Origin of the sequence: Enterococcus avium ATCC 14025, assembly GCF_000406965.1 — a bacterium.
In the GTDB taxonomy this organism is placed as follows: domain Bacteria; phylum Bacillota; class Bacilli; order Lactobacillales; family Enterococcaceae; genus Enterococcus_A; species Enterococcus_A avium.
Map to the genome: position 1 here is coordinate 252,464 of NZ_KE136365.1, position 17,694 is coordinate 270,157.

The 17,694-nt window shown below is 37.2% G+C and carries 18 protein-coding genes; 4 read left to right on the plus strand and 14 right to left on the minus strand.

What is annotated here, in order from left to right; genetic code table 11:
• Positions 1–87 precede the first annotated feature (87 nt).
• The 11 genes from OMU_RS16760 to OMU_RS16810 form a co-directional block, all read right to left on the minus strand.
• The gene (locus tag OMU_RS16760) at positions 88–1,317 is read right to left on the minus strand and encodes an MFS transporter (protein WP_016181055.1); all 1,230 of its coding nucleotides are present in this window, start codon (positions 1,315–1,317) and stop codon (positions 88–90) included.
• A 118-nt stretch (positions 1,318–1,435) separates the two neighbouring features.
• A complete protein-coding gene (locus OMU_RS16765) occupies positions 1,436–2,608 on the minus strand; it encodes a glycoside hydrolase family 3 protein (RefSeq protein WP_016181056.1) in 1,173 nt (390 codons plus the stop codon).
• Between the two features lie 264 nt (positions 2,609–2,872).
• Positions 2,873–3,580 carry a winged helix-turn-helix domain-containing protein gene (locus OMU_RS16770; protein WP_016181057.1) on the minus strand — a complete coding sequence of 236 codons (708 nt, stop codon included), beginning with the start codon at positions 3,578–3,580 and terminating at the stop codon, positions 2,873–2,875.
• A gap of 167 nt (positions 3,581–3,747) precedes the next feature.
• Positions 3,748–4,359: a hypothetical protein gene (locus OMU_RS16775; RefSeq protein ID WP_016181058.1), complete on the minus strand. Its 612-nt coding sequence runs from the start codon at positions 4,357–4,359 to the stop codon at positions 3,748–3,750.
• Between the two features lie 103 nt (positions 4,360–4,462).
• Positions 4,463–5,404 carry an oxygen-dependent tRNA uridine(34) hydroxylase TrhO gene (gene trhO, locus OMU_RS16780; protein ID WP_016181059.1) on the minus strand — a complete coding sequence of 314 codons (942 nt, stop codon included), beginning with the start codon at positions 5,402–5,404 and terminating at the stop codon, positions 4,463–4,465.
• Positions 5,405–5,698: 294 nt separating this feature from the next.
• Complete coding sequence (locus OMU_RS16785; protein ID WP_016181060.1) at positions 5,699–5,950, minus strand: hypothetical protein; 252 nt, start codon at positions 5,948–5,950, stop codon at positions 5,699–5,701.
• 76 nt (positions 5,951–6,026) lie between these two features.
• Positions 6,027–6,629 (minus strand): TetR/AcrR family transcriptional regulator, encoded by a 603-nt coding sequence (locus tag OMU_RS16790; RefSeq protein ID WP_016181061.1) that lies wholly within the window; start codon positions 6,627–6,629, stop codon positions 6,027–6,029.
• A 292-nt stretch (positions 6,630–6,921) separates the two neighbouring features.
• Entirely contained in the window at positions 6,922–7,167 is a 246-nt protein-coding gene (locus OMU_RS16795) for a GlsB/YeaQ/YmgE family stress response membrane protein (RefSeq protein WP_016181062.1), read from the minus strand.
• Between the two features lie 192 nt (positions 7,168–7,359).
• On the minus strand, positions 7,360–7,710 hold the full coding sequence (locus OMU_RS16800; RefSeq protein WP_016181064.1) for an iron-sulfur cluster biosynthesis family protein: 351 nt from the start codon (positions 7,708–7,710) through the stop codon (positions 7,360–7,362).
• A gap of 23 nt (positions 7,711–7,733) precedes the next feature.
• A complete protein-coding gene (locus OMU_RS16805; protein WP_016181065.1) occupies positions 7,734–8,585 on the minus strand; it encodes a glycosyltransferase family 8 protein in 852 nt (283 codons plus the stop codon).
• Positions 8,578–9,450 carry a glycosyltransferase family 8 protein gene (locus OMU_RS16810; RefSeq protein ID WP_016181066.1) on the minus strand — a complete coding sequence of 291 codons (873 nt, stop codon included), beginning with the start codon at positions 9,448–9,450 and terminating at the stop codon, positions 8,578–8,580. Before OMU_RS16810 ends, OMU_RS16805 begins: the two co-directional genes overlap by 8 nt.
• 621 nt (positions 9,451–10,071) lie before the next feature.
• On the opposite strand from OMU_RS16810, the gene amaP reads away from it, so the two are divergent.
• The 3 genes from amaP to OMU_RS16825 are packed head-to-tail and all read left to right on the plus strand — an operon-like array spanning position 10,072 to position 11,408.
• Positions 10,072–10,641: an alkaline shock response membrane anchor protein AmaP gene (gene amaP, locus OMU_RS16815; RefSeq protein WP_016181067.1), complete on the plus strand. Its 570-nt coding sequence runs from the start codon at positions 10,072–10,074 to the stop codon at positions 10,639–10,641.
• 17 nt (positions 10,642–10,658) lie between these two features.
• Positions 10,659–10,847, plus strand: a complete 189-nt coding sequence (locus OMU_RS16820) for a DUF2273 domain-containing protein (RefSeq protein WP_034876598.1) — start codon at positions 10,659–10,661, stop codon at positions 10,845–10,847.
• A gap of 12 nt (positions 10,848–10,859) precedes the next feature.
• Positions 10,860–11,408: an Asp23/Gls24 family envelope stress response protein gene (locus OMU_RS16825; RefSeq protein WP_016181069.1), complete on the plus strand. Its 549-nt coding sequence runs from the start codon at positions 10,860–10,862 to the stop codon at positions 11,406–11,408.
• Between the two features lie 238 nt (positions 11,409–11,646).
• Here OMU_RS16825 and aspT read toward each other — a convergent pair whose 3' ends face one another.
• The 3 genes from aspT to OMU_RS16840 all read right to left on the minus strand — a co-directional run bounded on the left by aspT (position 11,647) and on the right by OMU_RS16840 (position 16,268).
• Entirely contained in the window at positions 11,647–13,314 is a 1,668-nt protein-coding gene (gene aspT / locus OMU_RS16830; protein WP_016181070.1) for an aspartate-alanine antiporter, read from the minus strand.
• A gap of 12 nt (positions 13,315–13,326) precedes the next feature.
• Positions 13,327–14,913, minus strand: coding sequence for a bifunctional aspartate transaminase/aspartate 4-decarboxylase (locus tag OMU_RS16835; protein ID WP_016181071.1), 1,587 nt, complete (start codon positions 14,911–14,913; stop codon positions 13,327–13,329).
• Between the two features lie 254 nt (positions 14,914–15,167).
• Positions 15,168–16,268 (minus strand): hypothetical protein, encoded by a 1,101-nt coding sequence (locus OMU_RS16840; protein WP_016181072.1) that lies wholly within the window; start codon positions 16,266–16,268, stop codon positions 15,168–15,170.
• 861 nt (positions 16,269–17,129) lie between these two features.
• Between OMU_RS16840 and OMU_RS16845 the strand changes: the two genes are divergently transcribed.
• Positions 17,130–17,645, plus strand: a complete 516-nt coding sequence (locus tag OMU_RS16845) for a hypothetical protein (protein WP_016181073.1) — start codon at positions 17,130–17,132, stop codon at positions 17,643–17,645.
• Positions 17,646–17,694: the final 49 nt, after the last annotated feature.

Consider the following 17,694-nt stretch of genomic DNA (forward strand, 5'->3'; position numbering starts at 1 on the left):
CATCCTAGCAGATTTAGCTAGGATGCTTCTTGTATAGCTTTCATAAACACTAATTTCTCAATAAGAGAGATCACATAAAAAATTCTCTTACGTTGATTTACTCATGCTTTTCACTTTCGCTCGGCGATAAAACACTAAACATAAAAGGCTAAAGAATAGCGTCAAAATTCCTGAAATCAAAAACCAGCGTGCGATTCCCAGCTTTTCTGAAAAAGGCCCTGCCAGTAATAAACCAACAGGCATGGCGGCGGACATCACGCTGCCAAACAAAGAAAAAACCCGACCCAGTTTTTCTGGTGCCACTGTTTCTTGCAGGTAAGCCATAAAGGGAATATTGTACAGATTTCCCACGCCGCCCATCAGAATACAGAAAAAGACAAACAGCCAGTAACCGTTTTGGTTTGCAGGCGCTAAGCCGCTGCCGATAAACGTAAGGGCTAAGCCGACACATGACAACTGTGCTGCTAATAATTTTTCCCGCCATTCCTTTTTCATTCCAATCAGAAATGCACTGATCATCATTCCAGCCGCGTAAGAAAACTCCACCATACTAGCAAACCAGGCGGATAATCCAAAATGAACATTTGTCATTAAAGGAAATAGTGTGCCCAACGGCAAATAGAAAATCATAATACAAAAGGAAAAGATCATGACCACCAACATCGGCGGATCTTCTCTAAATACATTGAGTCCATCCTTCAGCTCCTGAAAATAATGTTGCGGATGTTCATCATTGCGAACAATATTTGGTACCGCCACAATCCACAAGGTGAAGGAGGCAGCCAATGCACCGATCAAGTCCGTTAGTAGAATCAGCCACAAGGGCATCACCGCGAACATTGCAGCTCCTAAAACCGGCCCCAGCATAAACGCCCCAGATTGTAAAAATTGGTTCCAGCTGTTGGCTTTGACCAGTTCCTCTTCTGGAACCAGCAATGGTACAATCGCTTGGATCGAGGGTGTGTGAAAGACATTTGCCAATGCCCGCAAGAACAACGCCACGATCACTACAGCAAAGCCCGGTCGTCCCAATAAGAACCACATAGACAGCACGAATGCAACAAGCCCCATAAATAAATCAGCAAAAATCACCACATATTTTCGTTTTAGCCGATCCAGCCAGACACCGACAAAAGGACCTAAGAACATTTGAGGTAAATAGGCGAAAAGTCCTGCTAAAGACAACATGATCGCTGATTTTGATTCGTTGGTCAGCCACCAAATCAATGAAAACTGAACGGCCGAGCTTCCGATCAAGGAAACTGTCTGTCCAGATAAAATTGTTAAATACTTCTTTCTCCATTGTTGTTTTTCCATCATTGCTCCTTTGTTTGTCGTTTGAACAAACAAAAAGTTCGTCAAACGTTAATTATTTGGCGAATCGGTTAATTTTCAAACGCATCGAAGCACACATAAGAATTCCTCCTTTTCTATTTTACTTGATTAAACCTAATTCAACTTTCCATGTCAACAGCCGTTCCACCGATTGATTGAGCTGCTCTTCACTATATTGACCATTTTTGATCGCCTCTAGGATATAAGGAATCTGGCTGCTGTAGCTTGAGGATAAAATCATATCATTTCCCGCCTGCAAAGCCTGCAATCCGGCTTCTTCTTGAGAGATAAAATCAGCAAGTCCAGCCATATCCATATCGTCTGTCATAATCACACCCTTGAAGCCTAATTCATTGCGAATCAAGTCATGCACTGGTTTTGAAATTGAAGCTGGCCGCTGACCGTCAATTGCAGAAACGATATTGTGGGAGACCATAATACTATCAACACCTGCCTTGATTCCTGCTTCAAAGGGGAGAAAATCATTTCTTCGCAGTTCATCCAGCGAACGATTATCGGTTACAATTTCTACATGGGAATCGCGATTATTCCCATAACCGGGAAAATGTTTGATAGTTGAACCCAGCTTTTGCTTTTTCATTTCTTCTACGCTTAATTTGACATAGTGACTGGTACCAGCTGCATCCATCCCAATCGTCCGATCATAGATAAAGGATTGCGGATCTGTTGAGACATCCGCATCAGGAAACATCCCTAGTTGAATTCCTAATTCACCAAAGACCTGTGCTTTACGATCAATATCTTGTTTGATTCCATCCCAGCCATTTTTTTGATACAGCGCTTGAGGACTTTGAAAAGGCGGCGAAACGATTTGATTTCTGCTCAAACGACTCACCGTACCGCCTTCTTCATCGGACCCAATAAACATTGGCGTTTTGCTGGCCTCTTGATAACTTGTGATCGCCTGCTTCACTTCTGCTTGCCCTTTTCCTTCCATGTCACGGTCAAAAAGCAAATAACCGCCTAAATGATAATTTTGGATATCGGCTACCTGATTTTGCTCTGGTACACGAGCCATAAATAATTGCCCGACTTTTTCTTCCAAGGTCATGGCATTCATTGTTTTATCAACAGTTTCTTTCATTGTCGACTCCTTTTTCTGGGATTCAGACGTCTGCTCTGTTTGCTTTACGGACTCACTTGGTTTTGTTGAGTCACTAGTTATTGAAGACTCTTTCTTAGAATTTCCACACGCAGTCAAACTCAGGACCGCTGATAGGATCATCAAACTCAGTACAACGCTTTTTTTCACTTGGATACACTCCTTATATGAAGGGTGATCTAATAAATTAGATTGTCTTCACTAATATATGCCTTCCGTTTAACTCTGTATGCTTATTGTAAATATTCTATTATTTTTTCACATTTATAAAAAGGCGGATTATAAATATCAGAACGGATATTTTTTAATATTTACGATATTATTCTAGCACAGCTTGCGAAAAGAAAGCATCATTTCAAATTTTTCTATAAAAAATGCTGAGAAAAGAAGATATCTTCTTTTCTCAGCATTGCTTTACTTGTATGAAATTGCAGCACTTTTACGAAAACGATAGCCTTTGCCCCAAATCGTTTGAATAATCTCGTGATCAACCTCCATAATTTCCAGCTTCAGCTTGATATTCTTTACTAAAGAAGAGAGCTGGGCTAAACGCGATTGGGAAATATGTCCCCACAAGCTCTTACACAACTCATCGCGCGAGATGATCTCTCCTGGGTTACTCCGTAATTTTTCTAAAAGCTGCAGCTCTAATGACGATAAATTAACTAGCGTCATCGCTGAAAGATCCAGATCTTCTTCGACTACTTCCTGACGCTTTTCCGTTACCACAGGTTCAAAGGATTTATTCTGATATTGTGTAGCAACTTCGGCTAATTGTTCTCTCAACAGCTCTACCGAATCACTATTTTGTACGATCCCATTTATTCCTTGTACTTCTAACAATGAACGTTCCTTCTCGCTGAGGGAATGATCAACTTCTCTCAGTATGTTTTGACCATTTTCCCGTAGTTTCGGTAACATCAATTCCATCTCGTAGCTTGAAATGGTCTCACCGATGATGATAATCGGAAAATGATTGACTAAATTCGAAACGCGTCCTTCCATCTGAATCTCATTGAGAATACTGGTGGAACAAAACACTTCATAATTTAAATGCTGCAATTTATTTGTTAAAGCTTCTTCTGCTAATACATTTTTTGTTAAAACTAAGATTCGAACCATTCTCATACCCTCATTTTCTACTCATAATACTCATGAATAGAATATAACTTAAATTTAAGTAAATAAAAGTTCTTTTTTTAGAGGATAATAAACAAAATATTGAACATTATAAATTATATCGTTTTTTTGAGGCCTTAATAAAGAAAAACCGTGATTTATTATCACGGTTAAGCAGCTACCTTATTTAATTCTTTTGTATGTTTCACAGCTTTCTCAAAAATTGGTAAGTTGAATTGTTTATACAACGCACCTGCCACGAAGTAAGCAATGTTGAAATCAACTAAGCTATGAACTAAACCACCAACGCCCATCAGAATAAAGACGGTATAGATATATCCTTGTGAATAGAAGGTGTCTGGCATATTTCCCATAAAGTAAAAGGCTGAGACGACAATCATTTCAGCAATCGCGTGGATCAGACCGATGACTAGGTTAAATACTTGAAAACGCCCATTTGCTAGTGTGAATTTTCCATTTTTTAGCACAAGCTCAGGATGTTTTTGTAGATAATAAGCACCAAGCAGTGCAAAAATCAAATGTGAAAAGGCTCGTAAAGCAATAATCGGCGTAGTAGAAATAAAAAAGCCGAATGTAGTTCCTAAAACAACCGCGATCGCCACTAGCGGTGAGAAGAACATCGCAATAAACACGGGAACATGACTGGCTAACGTAAATGACGCTGGTCCAATCACAATTTTCGGCATAACCATCGGAATCAAGATCCCAAGTCCGATCAGTAACGCTGAAATCGTCAAATTTCTAATAGAATGATTTTTCATTTTTTCCTCCTTGATATGTCAAGACACTTAATTGAGTTTCAGTTTAGTCCAAAACCACTCAGGTGTCAAGACAGTTGGAGTGAGAATTTTATGAAAAATTTCATTATTGATCAATTCGTGCTAAATGTTCATCCCGTTGCTTTAGCGTCATATGATGTTTTTTCAAATATCGATTATTAGGATGTTTGGCGCAGGCAATCGAACAAGCCCCTAAGTATTTTTCTTCATTTTCTTCAGAAACAAGTATTTGCCGATTACACTCTGGATTACTGCAATTGATATACCGTTCGCAAGGAGTACCGTCAAACCATTCTTTGCCGATCACCTGTTTGTCGACTTGGTTAATTTCCACACTGATCCGTTCATCAAAGACGTACATTTTTCCATCCCATAACTCGCCTCTGGTAGTTTCGTTTTTACCATAAGCCGCAATCCCACCGTGAAGCTGCGCCACATCTTCAAAGCCTTCCCGGATTAACCAGCCAGAGAATTTCTCACAGCGAATACCGCCAGTACAATAAGTAACGATTTTTTTGTCCATGAACTGTTCCTTATTCTCGCGAATCCACGCAGGGAGCTCACGAAAGTTATGAATTTCTGGACGAATCGCCCCGCGAAAGTGCCCCAGGTCATATTCATAATCATTTCGAGCATCAATGACCACCGTGTCTTCGTCTAATAGAGCCTCACGAAATGCTTGAGGCTCTAAATAATTTCCAGTCAATTGCCGCGGATCAATGTCTTCTTCCAAATGCAACGCTACTAATTCCTTTCGAGGACGGACAAATAATTTCTTAAACGCATGCCCCTCACTTTCATCCATCTTGAAATAAGTATCTTTGAATCGTTCATCTGCCAGCATGACATCCATATAGCGATCCGTAGCTTCCTTCGTTCCTGAAAGAGTGCCATTGATCCCCTCTGGTGCCACCAAAATCCGGCCCTTAATATCTAAATCACGACAAAAAGCCAAATGCTCTTTAGCAAACGCTTCGGGGTCTTTGATTGTTGTGTAATTATAGTAAAGTAATACGCGATAATCCATGATGATTCCTCCTGTTTCTTTATCCTTTACTACTATAGGAGATAGACCCTGTTTTTTCGAGCTTGATGCTTGTGGATTCTTTCTCAAGTTTGGGTGTAATAAAAAATTAGTGGTACATTCGACACTTGTTGAAAACAAGATCAAATGTACCACCAATCTGTGCTATAACCATCTCTCGAGAAAAAATTGCTTGTGATTGCAGGAGCTATTTTACCTTTTTCTTTCTATACCTTCCTAAAATACACTGGAGATTATTCTAAGTTCTGATAAATCAACGTGTCCTAACGCTGCTAATCAAACCTTATCACTCGTTGTTTCTATTGATTTATCAGTACTTAAAATAGCTGCATTAGCAAGACACCCAATCCCTAATACTACAAAACTTTTTTTCTTAAACACTACCCCTGATAATAAGAAATAGCTTCCTAAAATTTTATTTGTACGAGCAATCGATTCTTTTGTTTTTCTGTCTGGTCGAGGAAGCTTTACACTCACACCTAATCTTTCACCAAACGCTTCAAAAAAATCTGCTGATTTATTTATCATCTTTCTGCTCCTCCTTTTTACTGCAACGACAGCCATTGTTGACATAAACAATCCAAAACAACTTTCTAAAGCCTTTCTAACCTGAAGCCTCTACAAATAATTCTCCAATCAATTTATCCGTCATAAAATCAAAAACAGTAAAAAAGTCGCAAACTGGTTCGATAGTTTTTTTCGTAGCGATAGAAGACAGCAAGGTACTCAGTACACCAAAAGCAGTCGCATCATCAATAACAGGTTGCAAATTAACAATCTGGCAAACCTCTTTGAAAAAAGACATACTTTCAAATTTGATTGTTTCTATTTCCTCCGTTGATAACTTTGTAACAAACGCACGAAAATCAACTGAGTTTACATCATAAAGAAATGGGTTATGATCAAACTCACGTGCTAGTTTTTTTAATGCCTTTGATAACCCCATACGATTAGGTGTCTGGAGGACAGTCTCCTTAAATCGTTCCGTCAAACGTGACTGGATTGTTTGCGCTGTTTCTAAAAATAGCTGTTCTTTTGTAGCAAACAACACATAAAACGTACCAATAGAAATCTTTGCCTCACTACAAAGGGCTTTAATGCTCGTCTTTTTATAGCCCTGAGCAATCCAAAAATCCTCACACAGTTGAAGCAGCTTCTGTTTGATTACTAATTTATCTTCTGGACTTAATACTGGTTTATTAGGCATGATCGAATTCCTTTCTAACTATACGAATATTTATATAATTATATTCGTAAAAAGAATAGCATGATCCCTTGATCCTGTCAATCTACACTTCTGCCTACATATCTTTTAATGATAAACACCTGGTCTGAAATCAAAAGCTGGATCATGCGTCTTTATTTATCCTCATTAAATGGATAGTCTGTCTTAATTTACTACTTTAGATTTCTGGAAAACAGAAAAAAATCAGGTTCTCCTCTCATCGTCTGAAAGTGAAACCTGATTTATCTATAATCTGATCCTGCTTAAAAATCGTCTATTTGCGTCGTCCTAAGAAAAACGAAACAATCAGTACTAAAATCACAGCACCAATAATTGATGGTACTAAGGCCATGCCCGCCAACGATGGTCCCCAAGAACCAAGTAACGCTTGACCTAGTGCTGAACCAACTAAACCTGCAACGATATTAGCAATCCAGCCCATACTATTTCCTCTACCTGTAATCGCTCCAGCGATTGCACCAATCACTGCGCCAATAATTAATGACCATAATAAACCCATAATAAATTTCTCCTCACTTCTATATTCTCTCTTGTTTTATCAAAAGTTTTTCTCACTGTTGTATTTTAATTTGTTTTCGTTTGTTTCTTCTTTAAGATAATAGGAATCAAAAACAGCAGCGTTGGAATAACTACTTTTTTTGCTAATTTAGCCATTTTTGCACCTCCTAAAACAACTAATATTTTAAGTCTTTTAACTAAAGAAATAATTCTTCAGTTTCATATTGTAATCCAATACTCCATCTGAATTTTCTAAAATGAAGCTGTTCAATTCATTGCAGTAATCCAATTCAATCTCTGTGCCTAAGTTAGCTTGATCCTCAGTAGAAATAAAGACTTGAAATTCCTCGTTTTCTACCGATTGATTGTATTGCTGGCTTTTTCCATAAATAGGAACGATTTGGAAATAGCTACCCTTTGCGCAGCAGCCTTTATCTCTTAATTCTTGATTTTCTTCTGTTCTGGAGGCCAATATAAACGCATGATTCTCCCCCAGCTGACGGCATAAAACATCCTTTGCTTCAGTACTTACTAGCATTTCCATAGGTATCCTCCTCGATAAATTTCTTATTTTTCAAATTCTGTCATTCGTGAATATTTAATATAAAGCTTTCCAGCTGTGACATTCTTCTTCTTTTTGTTCCACGGCTTAATGTGTCCAGTAAAATGAATAATCGCTGGCTGTTGTCGTGTCTCCTCGTATTCTTCTTCGCCTTTTTTCCGAGGATTTACGATTTCACGTTTCAAAATATAGCTTTGGGCATTCCATCTTGAATGCAGCGGAACCCAGCAATCGTGCAAGATCGCATTCAATGCATCCTGATCATGGAAACGTAATTTCTCAGGATTTTCTTCAATAAATTGAAAGACTCTCTCGGTAACATTTTCCTCCAGCCATTTTTTTACGTTAATCAGCATCAAACCAGAATTGAAGTAACGATTTGATTTTGTTTTAATCCCCATCTTCTCTAATCGCTGGTGAAATCCTGCGTCTTCTACGGCAGCTAGAATATGATCCTGCAGGTCTGTTTCCCATAGTTTAGTAATGTCCGTAAGAGCGATCATATCGCAATCCATATATAAAACTTTCTCAACATTCTTGTCTCGGAATAGTTCTGGAATTTCAATTCTGAAGTAGGCAGTCGCCGGAATGCGATCGCTAGTTACGACATTTTTGAAAATTGCTTTGTCAATCGTTAAGAACGTCAAAGACCCAAAATTTTCGAAATTCTCTAAGGTTTCACGCAGAGTTTCTTTACAATCATCTTCGATTGAATCGTCAACGATATAAAAATCAAACGTATATTCACGATCCTCGCAATTATCTAAAATAGATACCCATAAAGCAGCTAGATGGGGAACAAATTGTGTGTTGCAGCTGGCAACTAAATGCATCTTTTTCTCTTCCTGTTTATTCATTGCTAACACCTACTTCATAAGATTTATCTTCAGTAAAGATTTGCATATATTGCTCTTGATAAGGATGATTCTCTAACGTATTCCATGGTTTATCATGCCCTGTAAAATGTACAATTGCCGGTTTATTTCTACCTGATTGATACAAATGATCATAATACTTCGTTGGAGCCGGATGGACATCAAACATCAATGAGGTTTGCATATTCCATTTAGGATGCAATTGCTTCCAGTTATCATGCAAAATAGCATTCAACGCGTCTTGATCGTGGAACACAATGAGCTGTTCTTTCTCCTCAAGGAATTGAATGGTTTTTTCAGTTACATTATTCTTTCTCCATTGATCCAAATCGACCAGCATCACACCTGAATTAAAATAATAGTCATGTGAATCAACTTCTAGTCGAGCAAGAGCTTTTGCTTGACCGGGATCAATCACGGCACCAATGATATGATCGCCCAAATTTTGGTCGTATAATTCAGCCACATCAGTTAAAACAAATGTATCTGAGTCTAAATAAAGCACTTTATTATAAGGAGAATTTTCTAATAATTCTGGCAATGAAATGCGTAAATAGGCAGTTGTATTAATATGATCACTGATCATAAACTCTTCATAAAGCCTTCTATTGACGGTTAAAAATTCGATTGCTGCCTTATCTGAATATGCATCTATTAAAGCCTCCAGCTCATCTTTGCTTTGAGAGGAAAGATTATCATCAATTACAAAGAAGATTCCCCTCCTATCCTTAGAAATAGTATCCATTACTGAACGGATCATTACTTTCAAACAGGGAACATAATTCTCATCAGAGGCTGTAACAATTGGAATATCCATTTCGTTACACATTGTTAAAAGCTTTGTCATTAAAATTCTCTCCTTTTTATTATTTTTAATTAATTTTCGTTGAGACCATCCTAATACGGAAAATCAACAATTTCAAAAAACACGCTCAGCAATTATTCAATATCGTTAAAAAAATAAACAAAAAACACCAAAAAAATGACATAATAATAGACTACAGTTATATAAAAAAACAGCTGTTTTTAAAATTGATAAAAACAACTGTAAATAGCATTAAATCAAGAAAATAGACAGATTAAATTATGAACATAATAGATGCTTTTCACTCTTAAAATAGTGACTAAAACGTTACACAAAATTGGAAGAAAAATGTTTTTTTCACTTTTATATCTTTTTTTGATTTTTATGGTGAGCAAAACATTATTCGAAAACATTTTGCATTAATAAATCAAATCTATATACAATTAATTATTATATTTAGTCAAACATAGCGCTCTTTATAATTTTTCCTTTTCTAAGAAAAATTTGAAGCTCTCTCAAAAACAACCGAACCCTTCCTCAAAGACTATATCTCTGTTCCACTCCTTATTATTCTTATTAATAAATAGACGAGCAGGCTTTTTTACAAAGAGTAACTAGCATCTTATGCTTTTAGAGTAAACAAATTAGAAAGGAAGTTTTGTTATGAATAAAGGCCTGAAAGCCATCTTAATCATTATCTTATTGATTCTGCTTTCCATCTTCTTACCAATCATCGCGATTTACTATTTTGTCGCATCAAAATCTTTAGATCTTACTTCTCTGCAACGTCTTGTATTAACAAATGAGTATATTCAAAGCTACTTATTCTGGGCTGCGGTTGTCCTAGCAATCTTAACAGTAGTCATTATGTTGATTATTTTGCTTTATCCAAAACGTGTGTCAACATTCATTTTGAAAGAACAACGAGGAGCTTTGGCTTTAGATAAGCGCGCAATTGAAGGGTATGTTCGAACAAGTTTAAAACAGGAAAACTTCATGGATACACCAAAAGTCAATGTGATTGCGACAAAAAATAAGCTTAAAGTCAATGTGCGAGGACAATTGAAAAAAACATCGGCATTAATTGATAGAACTGATAATTGGGCCAAAGGAATGGAAAAACAAATACACCAATTATTGGGATCTAAAGAGAAGTTCTCGATCAACGTAAAATTTTATTCTTTTGATTCTGATTCGTCTAAAACAGGCGTTGTAGAATCACGAGTAGGTTAGGAGGAGGAGGAAATATGATGAAAGATTTTTTAACTAGAGATAGATTGCCTCTGATTGGCGGCATCTTAGGTTTTATTTTGGCTGTATTGTTCTTTACAGTCGGCTTCTTCAAAACAATCCTATTGATTCTTATTACGATCATCGGAGGAGCGATCGGCATCTATGTGAAGAACAATCATCTCTTAGATGACCATCTAAAGAAATAGGAGGAATAGACAATGGAAAACACAACAACTAAAAGTGGTGCAGACACAAATGTGAACAACCAAAACGTGAAGGGTGACCTCACTTATGAAGACAAAGTGATTCAAAAAATTATCGGAATTGCCTTAGAAAATATTGATGGGCTATTAACAGTAGACGGCGGCTTTTTCTCAAATATGAAAGAGAAGCTGGTAAATACAGATGACATGACCGCTTGTATTTCAACTGAAGTTGGGAAGAAGCAAGTAGCTGTCGATATGGATATCGTTGTAGAATATGGTAAAGATGTAGAAAAGGTCTTTGATCAAATGACAGAATTGATTTCTAAAGAGGTTGAAAGGATGACTCATTTGGAGGTCATTGAAGTCAACGTAAATGTTGTGGATATTAAAACTCGAGAAGAATATGAAGAAGATAGCGAAACCGTTCAAGATAAGGTCAGCAGCGCTGCTCAAACAACTGGAAAATTCACTGCTAAACAAACCGATCGAGCAAAAAATGCATTAAGCAATCAAAAAGCCAAAACAAGTGATCAATTAAACTCAGAACCCCGTGTTCACTAATTTTAAAAAAAAGAGCTGCATAAAAACCGTGTAAGTAACCCTGCCCCTAGGTAGGTGGTAACTTCACGGTTTTTATTTTTTTATGCAGACCTTCGCTCATGGGATCGTCTATTTAATTACGTCAAGGTCATTCGTAAAAATCTTGTGTAGCACCAATACGGTGAAAGGCAGTTGAACACCGTTAAACAACCAAACGCCGCTTTTCGTCATGACTATCCATTATTCTGATTTCCATCTATCATCCTAATAAAGCAACAACTAATGGTCCCATTATTGTAAGCAGTACATTTCCAATCGCATAAGCGGGGGTAAAACTAATTGAGAAGACGCTGCTCTGTGTTTCTTCACTGACCGCGTTTAAGGCCGCATTGATTGTTCCGGCTCCTGTCAATGACCCAATGTTATCAATTGCATTCAACTTGAGTACATATTTACTGAAAAACAATGTAATCACATGCGGTAAAATGGAAATTACCGCGCCAATCAATAGGACTTGAACCCCCATTGACCCTAATGCTTTAACGAATTGGCTTCCAGCTTCCAACCCGACAGCCGCAATAAAAAGATTCAATCCGACACTTTTTAAGAACCAACGTGTAGCACTAGGAATATTGCCAAGATAAGCCTTTTTATTTTGGTACCAGCCAAAGAAGATACCGCTAAATAACGCTCCGCCACCAGCACCTAGAGTCAAAGGAATGCCGCCAATCGTCAATACTAAAGTTCCGATCAAGATACCTAAAACAATCCCAATCGACATAAAGGTAACATCTGTTTCAGAACTATTATCAACAGCATAGCCTAAAGTAGGCAGGACTTTTTTGACAGAACGATCAGGTCCCGCAATCGTCAAGCGATCCCCAGGCGTCAAAGTAGAAAGATCCTCGATTTTTTTCCCGTCGCGGGTGGCATCGATTACGACGATATTCTCATCAATCAATGTCGATAATGCATGATGGTTGAACACGTTTGTCAGCATCAGCTCAACGGTTCGCAACGGTATTTTTCGGTAAGCATCATCAAAGACTTCTTTATAGTAAACCCCCGCTTGCATAACTTTCCATAAATCTTCACTGTCTCCAAGAACTGTCAATACCTGACCTTTCTTCAAAACCGTGAGACTGTCAAAAGTCTGGGGTTTATGTTTACTGAATACTTGCTGAACAATGACTTTGTTATGAAAATCTTTTTCGAACCTACTAATCGTCAAATTTTCTTTTGGTATCTGCAAGATTTGAAAAGATCTTGTGGACATATTGCTTAATAAGGGCGAAACATTGTGATCATCTGAGCCGGTGTCCAAAGACTCAACCATTTTTTTCGTTTCATCCTTCAAATTAACTCGTAAAAGTACAGGGGCGATATTCTTTAAAAAGATCGTTACCCCCATCGTTCCAAATACATATGTCACCGCATAAGCAATCGCAACATTAGAAGTCATAGTAGCTTTGGCAGCTGCAGAGATATTTAGTCCGTTGATGGCAGAAGTTGCTGTACCGATCGTTGCTGATTGAGTCAAGGACCCAGCGATAATACCTGCCGCTTCTCCGGCATTAAGTTTAAATAGTTTGAAGAGTATCATTGCAACTCCAAATCCCACCACTGAAAAAAAGACCGACTGAACGACTAGCTTCAATCCAGAGCTTTTCAAGCTTTGGATGAAGGCTGGTCCAACTTCATAACCAACAACAAAAATAAAGAGATCAAAAAAGACACTTTTAAGAATCGGTGCGATCGTAAATATACCTAATTGCCCGACCAACAACCCCACCAATAAGACACCAACAGTCGAACCTAAGCTAAAAGATTTAATTTTAAATTTGCCGATAAAATAGCCCCCAGCAAGTGCCAGAAAGATACTGATGATCGGATTCGCTATTAAAAAACTGCTAAATTCCTTCCACATCGGTCTTCCTCCTTACTGCTGTAAGAAACTTTGATGGTATTCATCAATTAATTCAAGAATTTGTTTCGCAATAATTTCATAATCTTCATCAGGAAGATTGGCCTCAGAGACGCGTAGTTCTCCCGGCTGAGAACCGAAGCCCACACCGTCCATCAAAACCACACCATTTTTTTGCGATAAATTATAGAGAAAATCGACTTGTTCAAACTGTTCCATCAGATATTTTTTAAATTCTGAACCATAGATTTTTTCTGCCAACTGATAAATATTGATCAAAGAATAATACTTGCTGTTTTCTTTGCTGGCATTTCCCTCAATATTCAATCCTTTAAACAAATCTTCATAACGACGATTAACAATGGCTTTAGAGGTCTCAATATATACATCTTTTTCTTGTGAAAGTAAATGAGTCAACGAGAAAAGAACCTCCATAATTTGTTGTGGAGTCGACAATCCAGATGTGTGGTAAAGTCCAACTGACCGACTATCTGCTACCATTCGGTCAATAAACTTCATTTTTTCTGGTTCCAGCACATTGATTGAATAGCGTGTCGTCAGCTCAGCTTTCTTTTCTTGTGAAAAATTGCTGATTAAGTGATCAAAAACATTTTCCTTGTTCACAGCGACCACCCCTAAACGCCAGCCCGTTGCTCCAAAAAGCTTCGAATACGAGTATACTAATAGTGTATTGTATGGAACCACACTATAAATCGTCTTGAACTCATCGACAAATGTCCCATAAACATCATCAGTAATAATAATCAGTTCCGGTTTTTCGGCTACAACTTTTTTGATTTCTTCTAACGCCGTATCATCGAAGGCCATTGCTCCAGGATTTGATGGATTTACCGCAAAGAAAGCCTTAATTTCTGGGTCCTTTAGCTTGTCGAGTTCACTAGCTTGAATTTCCCAGTTATGTTCTTCATCAGAACGTAGATCGACTTCGACCATTTCGTAATCATTCAATTCAGGAATTTGTAAATAAGGCGTGAATATCGGTGTATTGATCGCTATTTTATCTCCTTGCTTGATTAATTTATTCTCCTTTAGTGAATTAAAAATATAAACGATTGCCGCAGTTCCACCCTCTGTTGGGAATAAATCAGTTTGTTCAGCTAGTTTTTCACCACGATACAAAGTAGATTCTAAATAAGCGTTGATTACGCGTTCGCTATGTTTCAGAATTCTGCTGGGAACTGGGTAATTATTGCCAATCACACCATCTACCAATTCTTTAACAAATTCATCTTTATCAATTTTTAGCGTATCGTGTGCGTAATTCACTGCATCGATCAAAAATTGATCAATTTCACTTGTTTTAGGTGATAAGAAAGTTTCCAAACGCTCGCGAATTCCTTCAAGTGTAGTATATCCTGCCAAATCGCCTTCCGAAATTGTACGACTGGATTCTTTAGCACCAAATTCAATGATTCGCGCAAATGCTAAACGTGCTTTTGTATTGATCCAATTGGGATTTCCTCTGCCTGCATTGAGAAAAATATTACTTTTTTTGTTGTGCTGAGCTAATTTCAACATTTCGTTGCTAATTTCAAACGCACCTAATTTCTCTAATTGTTGTTCTTCATCTCTTATACTCATCGTTAATCCCCCCTTTGTTATTATAAAAATCTTTTTGATGCTGACAGACTAGCATTTAAGCGCTTAATTGAAAAATAAGTTGCTCAAGAAATCATGTAATAGTCGAATTCGCATAATGGAGATTAGAAAAGGGCATGCAAAATAGCCTGACACAGCATTTGTCAGGCTACTCTACTGGATTGATTCTTTTCATTTAATTAGACCACAACAAAAACAATAGATGATTATATTGGCAACTTCATCTAATCATTTGATTATTTTCTTCTTTTCCTCATTCTACTTTTCTTTTGCCTGCAATGATAGTCATTCAACATCTTCTTGGTTGCTTCTATTCCTGGTTTCTTTTTATCTAATAATCCTGTTACTGGCTTCTGATCATCCTTAGGCGGCGACATGAGTGCAGACATCAGTGAATGATCAGCTTGTTTTGATGTGAGATTCTTCGAGTCATCAGACGGCAGAATTTCTTCTTGCTCCGATTCCTCCTCTGACACAAGTCGCAAATCCGTCAAAGTAGCCTCCTCTGGTAATTGTTCTTTGACAATTTCCAGCAATTCCTCGCTGTTCAGATTCTCCAATTTAATCCCTGCCGGCAACGCAATCTGCTTTTCTTCTAACTCTTCAATCGTTTCTTCATTTGTCGCAGACTGAATAAGATCAGCTAATGTTGATCTAAAAGGCAGCTTCTTTTCTTCGACTACTTCTAGCTCCTCAAACTCTTCTCCTTTTTTTGGAGCTTTGCTTTTTTTAATCAGTGAGTGGCGGGTACAGTTCATCACATCTGAACTAACTACCTCTACAAAAAGACGAACCCCATCCTTTTCAAAAACAGTTAACAGACTTAAAAGCTCCAAGATTGCCTTAACCTTCTCCTCCGATAGATAGGGATCGGCATCCCGCAGGCTCCAAGCTTGTGTCTTTTTATTTTCTTTTAAAAAGATCGAGGTAAGTTTATATTGCTGATCCTCCAGCTCCTCGATCGGTGTTGTCTTTTCAAATAAAAACTCTTTATAATGACTGATTGCCGTATCATAAGAATGATAGTTTTTCTCATTGTCAAATAAGCGGGTCATTACTTGTTTCCAATCCCCGCCAGAAAAATAGCTTTTAAAGAATGAAGCGAGCGCACGCAGAGTGTCATCAGGTTGTGAGTACAGAAGAATCTGTTGAACAATCGTTGTTAGCATCCCTGAGAAGTCAGTTACCGTCAACGCATTGCGTAATAATAAAGCAAACACAAATTGAAGCACAGTTGCAGCATCTTTTGTTTCTTCGAAATACTCTTCAATTCTTTTTTCAACAGACTCTCTTTTCATACCAAAGATTTGACGACTAGTTATTTCCTTTACTGACATGACACTCTCTCCTCACTATTTTAAAATATATATTTTCAGTTGATAGCAACACTAAACAACTCTTCGAAATTAATATACGTCAAAAATTCAAAAAAATTAATGAGTTATTGAAAAATATCCGATTCAATATTTTTATTTTTAATCATTGAAATGAATGGAAGGCGGTCTGAAGGGATTTTCTTAAAAAAATTGAGTCATTCTTGATTTTTTTAGGCAGGAAGTATACAGCTTCTGTTTATAAGAAATAAGAAATCAGAGGTTTATTTTTGGTGCTAACTTTAAGGCTTATACCTGATTAAGTACAAAATGAATTAAGGAATAAGGGGTGAAAGAGTAATTATCACACCATCCTTGGTTAATCTGGTCCACCCTTTGAAATATATAGAATATCGTTATTTTAACAATAAGAAAAATGTCAGTATTATCCCTTTTAACAACACATTACAAATCTCATTAATGAGATAAAGCACAGGGATAAGTTATTGTTTTACATTTTTAACTATAGGCATACAACTTCAGCATATAGTTACTAAAAAGACGGAGACAGATACTAAAGTAAAATACACCTCCTCCTACCGATCATCCGATCTTAACCTCCTGTAATTTAATGAACCCATTTCAGACCTCACACTCTTTAAGAATCGATAATCGACACTCATAACTGTTTTTAAAAACAGTCACATCACTAAAGAACACCGTACCACCTTTCCAATTCTTCATGTTTCCGTTATATTAAAGTTATCTTATTCCAAAACACTTCTACTAAAATAATAATCTCCTAATAATGATTTGAAAAATGAAGCCAATCATATTTATTGAACGTTCCATGATATCTTTAGCCATTTGAACTGAGGAGGAAGTATGAACTCAACAAATTTCAATGCAATTATCGGCTTACTGCTGTCACTGATTGTTATTGCAATTGCACTTGGTTTGATGTTCCTTTTTTCATTAACCTTTTTTAAAATATTAAAAACGCTTCTTTTGGGTGAAAAAATCTCCTTAGTGCCTTATTCAAAGGTGACAGAGAAAATGTATGAGGAAAGCTTCCTTTTAGCTCATAAAAGGATCATGATCGTTCGGCTGCTGTTCAAATCTAGACGTTTCAAATCACCTGCCAATCCAAAAGGGATCGTGTCTTGTCTTAATCATAAGCAGTCTTACTATTATCCACGACGATTTCCTAACATGAAACAAACATGGCCGCTGAAATATTTGAAGGACTCCAAAGGGAGAATCCTTTTGGTTCACGCTGGATATAGAACCTTGATTTCTTTAATTACCCTCGTTTTAGTCCTTCTAATTCTGTTATTTTTGCTTTTTTCAGGTATTCAATTTTTATTAGATTGCGGGCAAGAACTTTGGATTAGGTATTAGAACAGAATTCCTAATGTAATTTCGAAATAAATCTATTTTTTTATTCAGG

Coding starts and splice junctions, on each gene's coding strand:
- OMU_RS16760 (WP_016181055.1), bottom strand. CDS start 1,317: ATGGAAAAACAACAATGGAGAAAGAAGTATTTAACAATTTTATCTGGA.
- OMU_RS16770 (WP_016181057.1), bottom strand. CDS start 3,580: ATGGTTCGAATCTTAGTTTTAACAAAAAATGTATTAGCAGAAGAAGCT.
- OMU_RS16775 (WP_016181058.1), bottom strand. CDS start 4,359: ATGAAAAATCATTCTATTAGAAATTTGACGATTTCAGCGTTACTGATC.
- trhO (WP_016181059.1), bottom strand. CDS start 5,404: ATGGATTATCGCGTATTACTTTACTATAATTACACAACAATCAAAGAC.
- OMU_RS16785 (WP_016181060.1), bottom strand. CDS start 5,950: ATGATAAATAAATCAGCAGATTTTTTTGAAGCGTTTGGTGAAAGATTA.
- OMU_RS16790 (WP_016181061.1), bottom strand. CDS start 6,629: ATGCCTAATAAACCAGTATTAAGTCCAGAAGATAAATTAGTAATCAAA.
- OMU_RS16795 (WP_016181062.1), bottom strand. CDS start 7,167: ATGGGTTTATTATGGTCATTAATTATTGGCGCAGTGATTGGTGCAATC.
- OMU_RS16800 (WP_016181064.1), bottom strand. CDS start 7,710: ATGGAAATGCTAGTAAGTACTGAAGCAAAGGATGTTTTATGCCGTCAG.
- OMU_RS16805 (WP_016181065.1), bottom strand. CDS start 8,585: ATGAATAAACAGGAAGAGAAAAAGATGCATTTAGTTGCCAGCTGCAAC.
- OMU_RS16810 (WP_016181066.1), bottom strand. CDS start 9,450: ATGACAAAGCTTTTAACAATGTGTAACGAAATGGATATTCCAATTGTT.
- amaP (WP_016181067.1), top strand. CDS start 10,072: ATGAATAAAGGCCTGAAAGCCATCTTAATCATTATCTTATTGATTCTG.
- OMU_RS16820 (WP_034876598.1), top strand. CDS start 10,659: ATGAAAGATTTTTTAACTAGAGATAGATTGCCTCTGATTGGCGGCATC.
- OMU_RS16825 (WP_016181069.1), top strand. CDS start 10,860: ATGGAAAACACAACAACTAAAAGTGGTGCAGACACAAATGTGAACAAC.
- aspT (WP_016181070.1), bottom strand. CDS start 13,314: ATGTGGAAGGAATTTAGCAGTTTTTTAATAGCGAATCCGATCATCAGT.
- OMU_RS16835 (WP_016181071.1), bottom strand. CDS start 14,913: ATGAGTATAAGAGATGAAGAACAACAATTAGAGAAATTAGGTGCGTTT.
- OMU_RS16840 (WP_016181072.1), bottom strand. CDS start 16,268: ATGTCAGTAAAGGAAATAACTAGTCGTCAAATCTTTGGTATGAAAAGA.
- OMU_RS16845 (WP_016181073.1), top strand. CDS start 17,130: ATGAACTCAACAAATTTCAATGCAATTATCGGCTTACTGCTGTCACTG.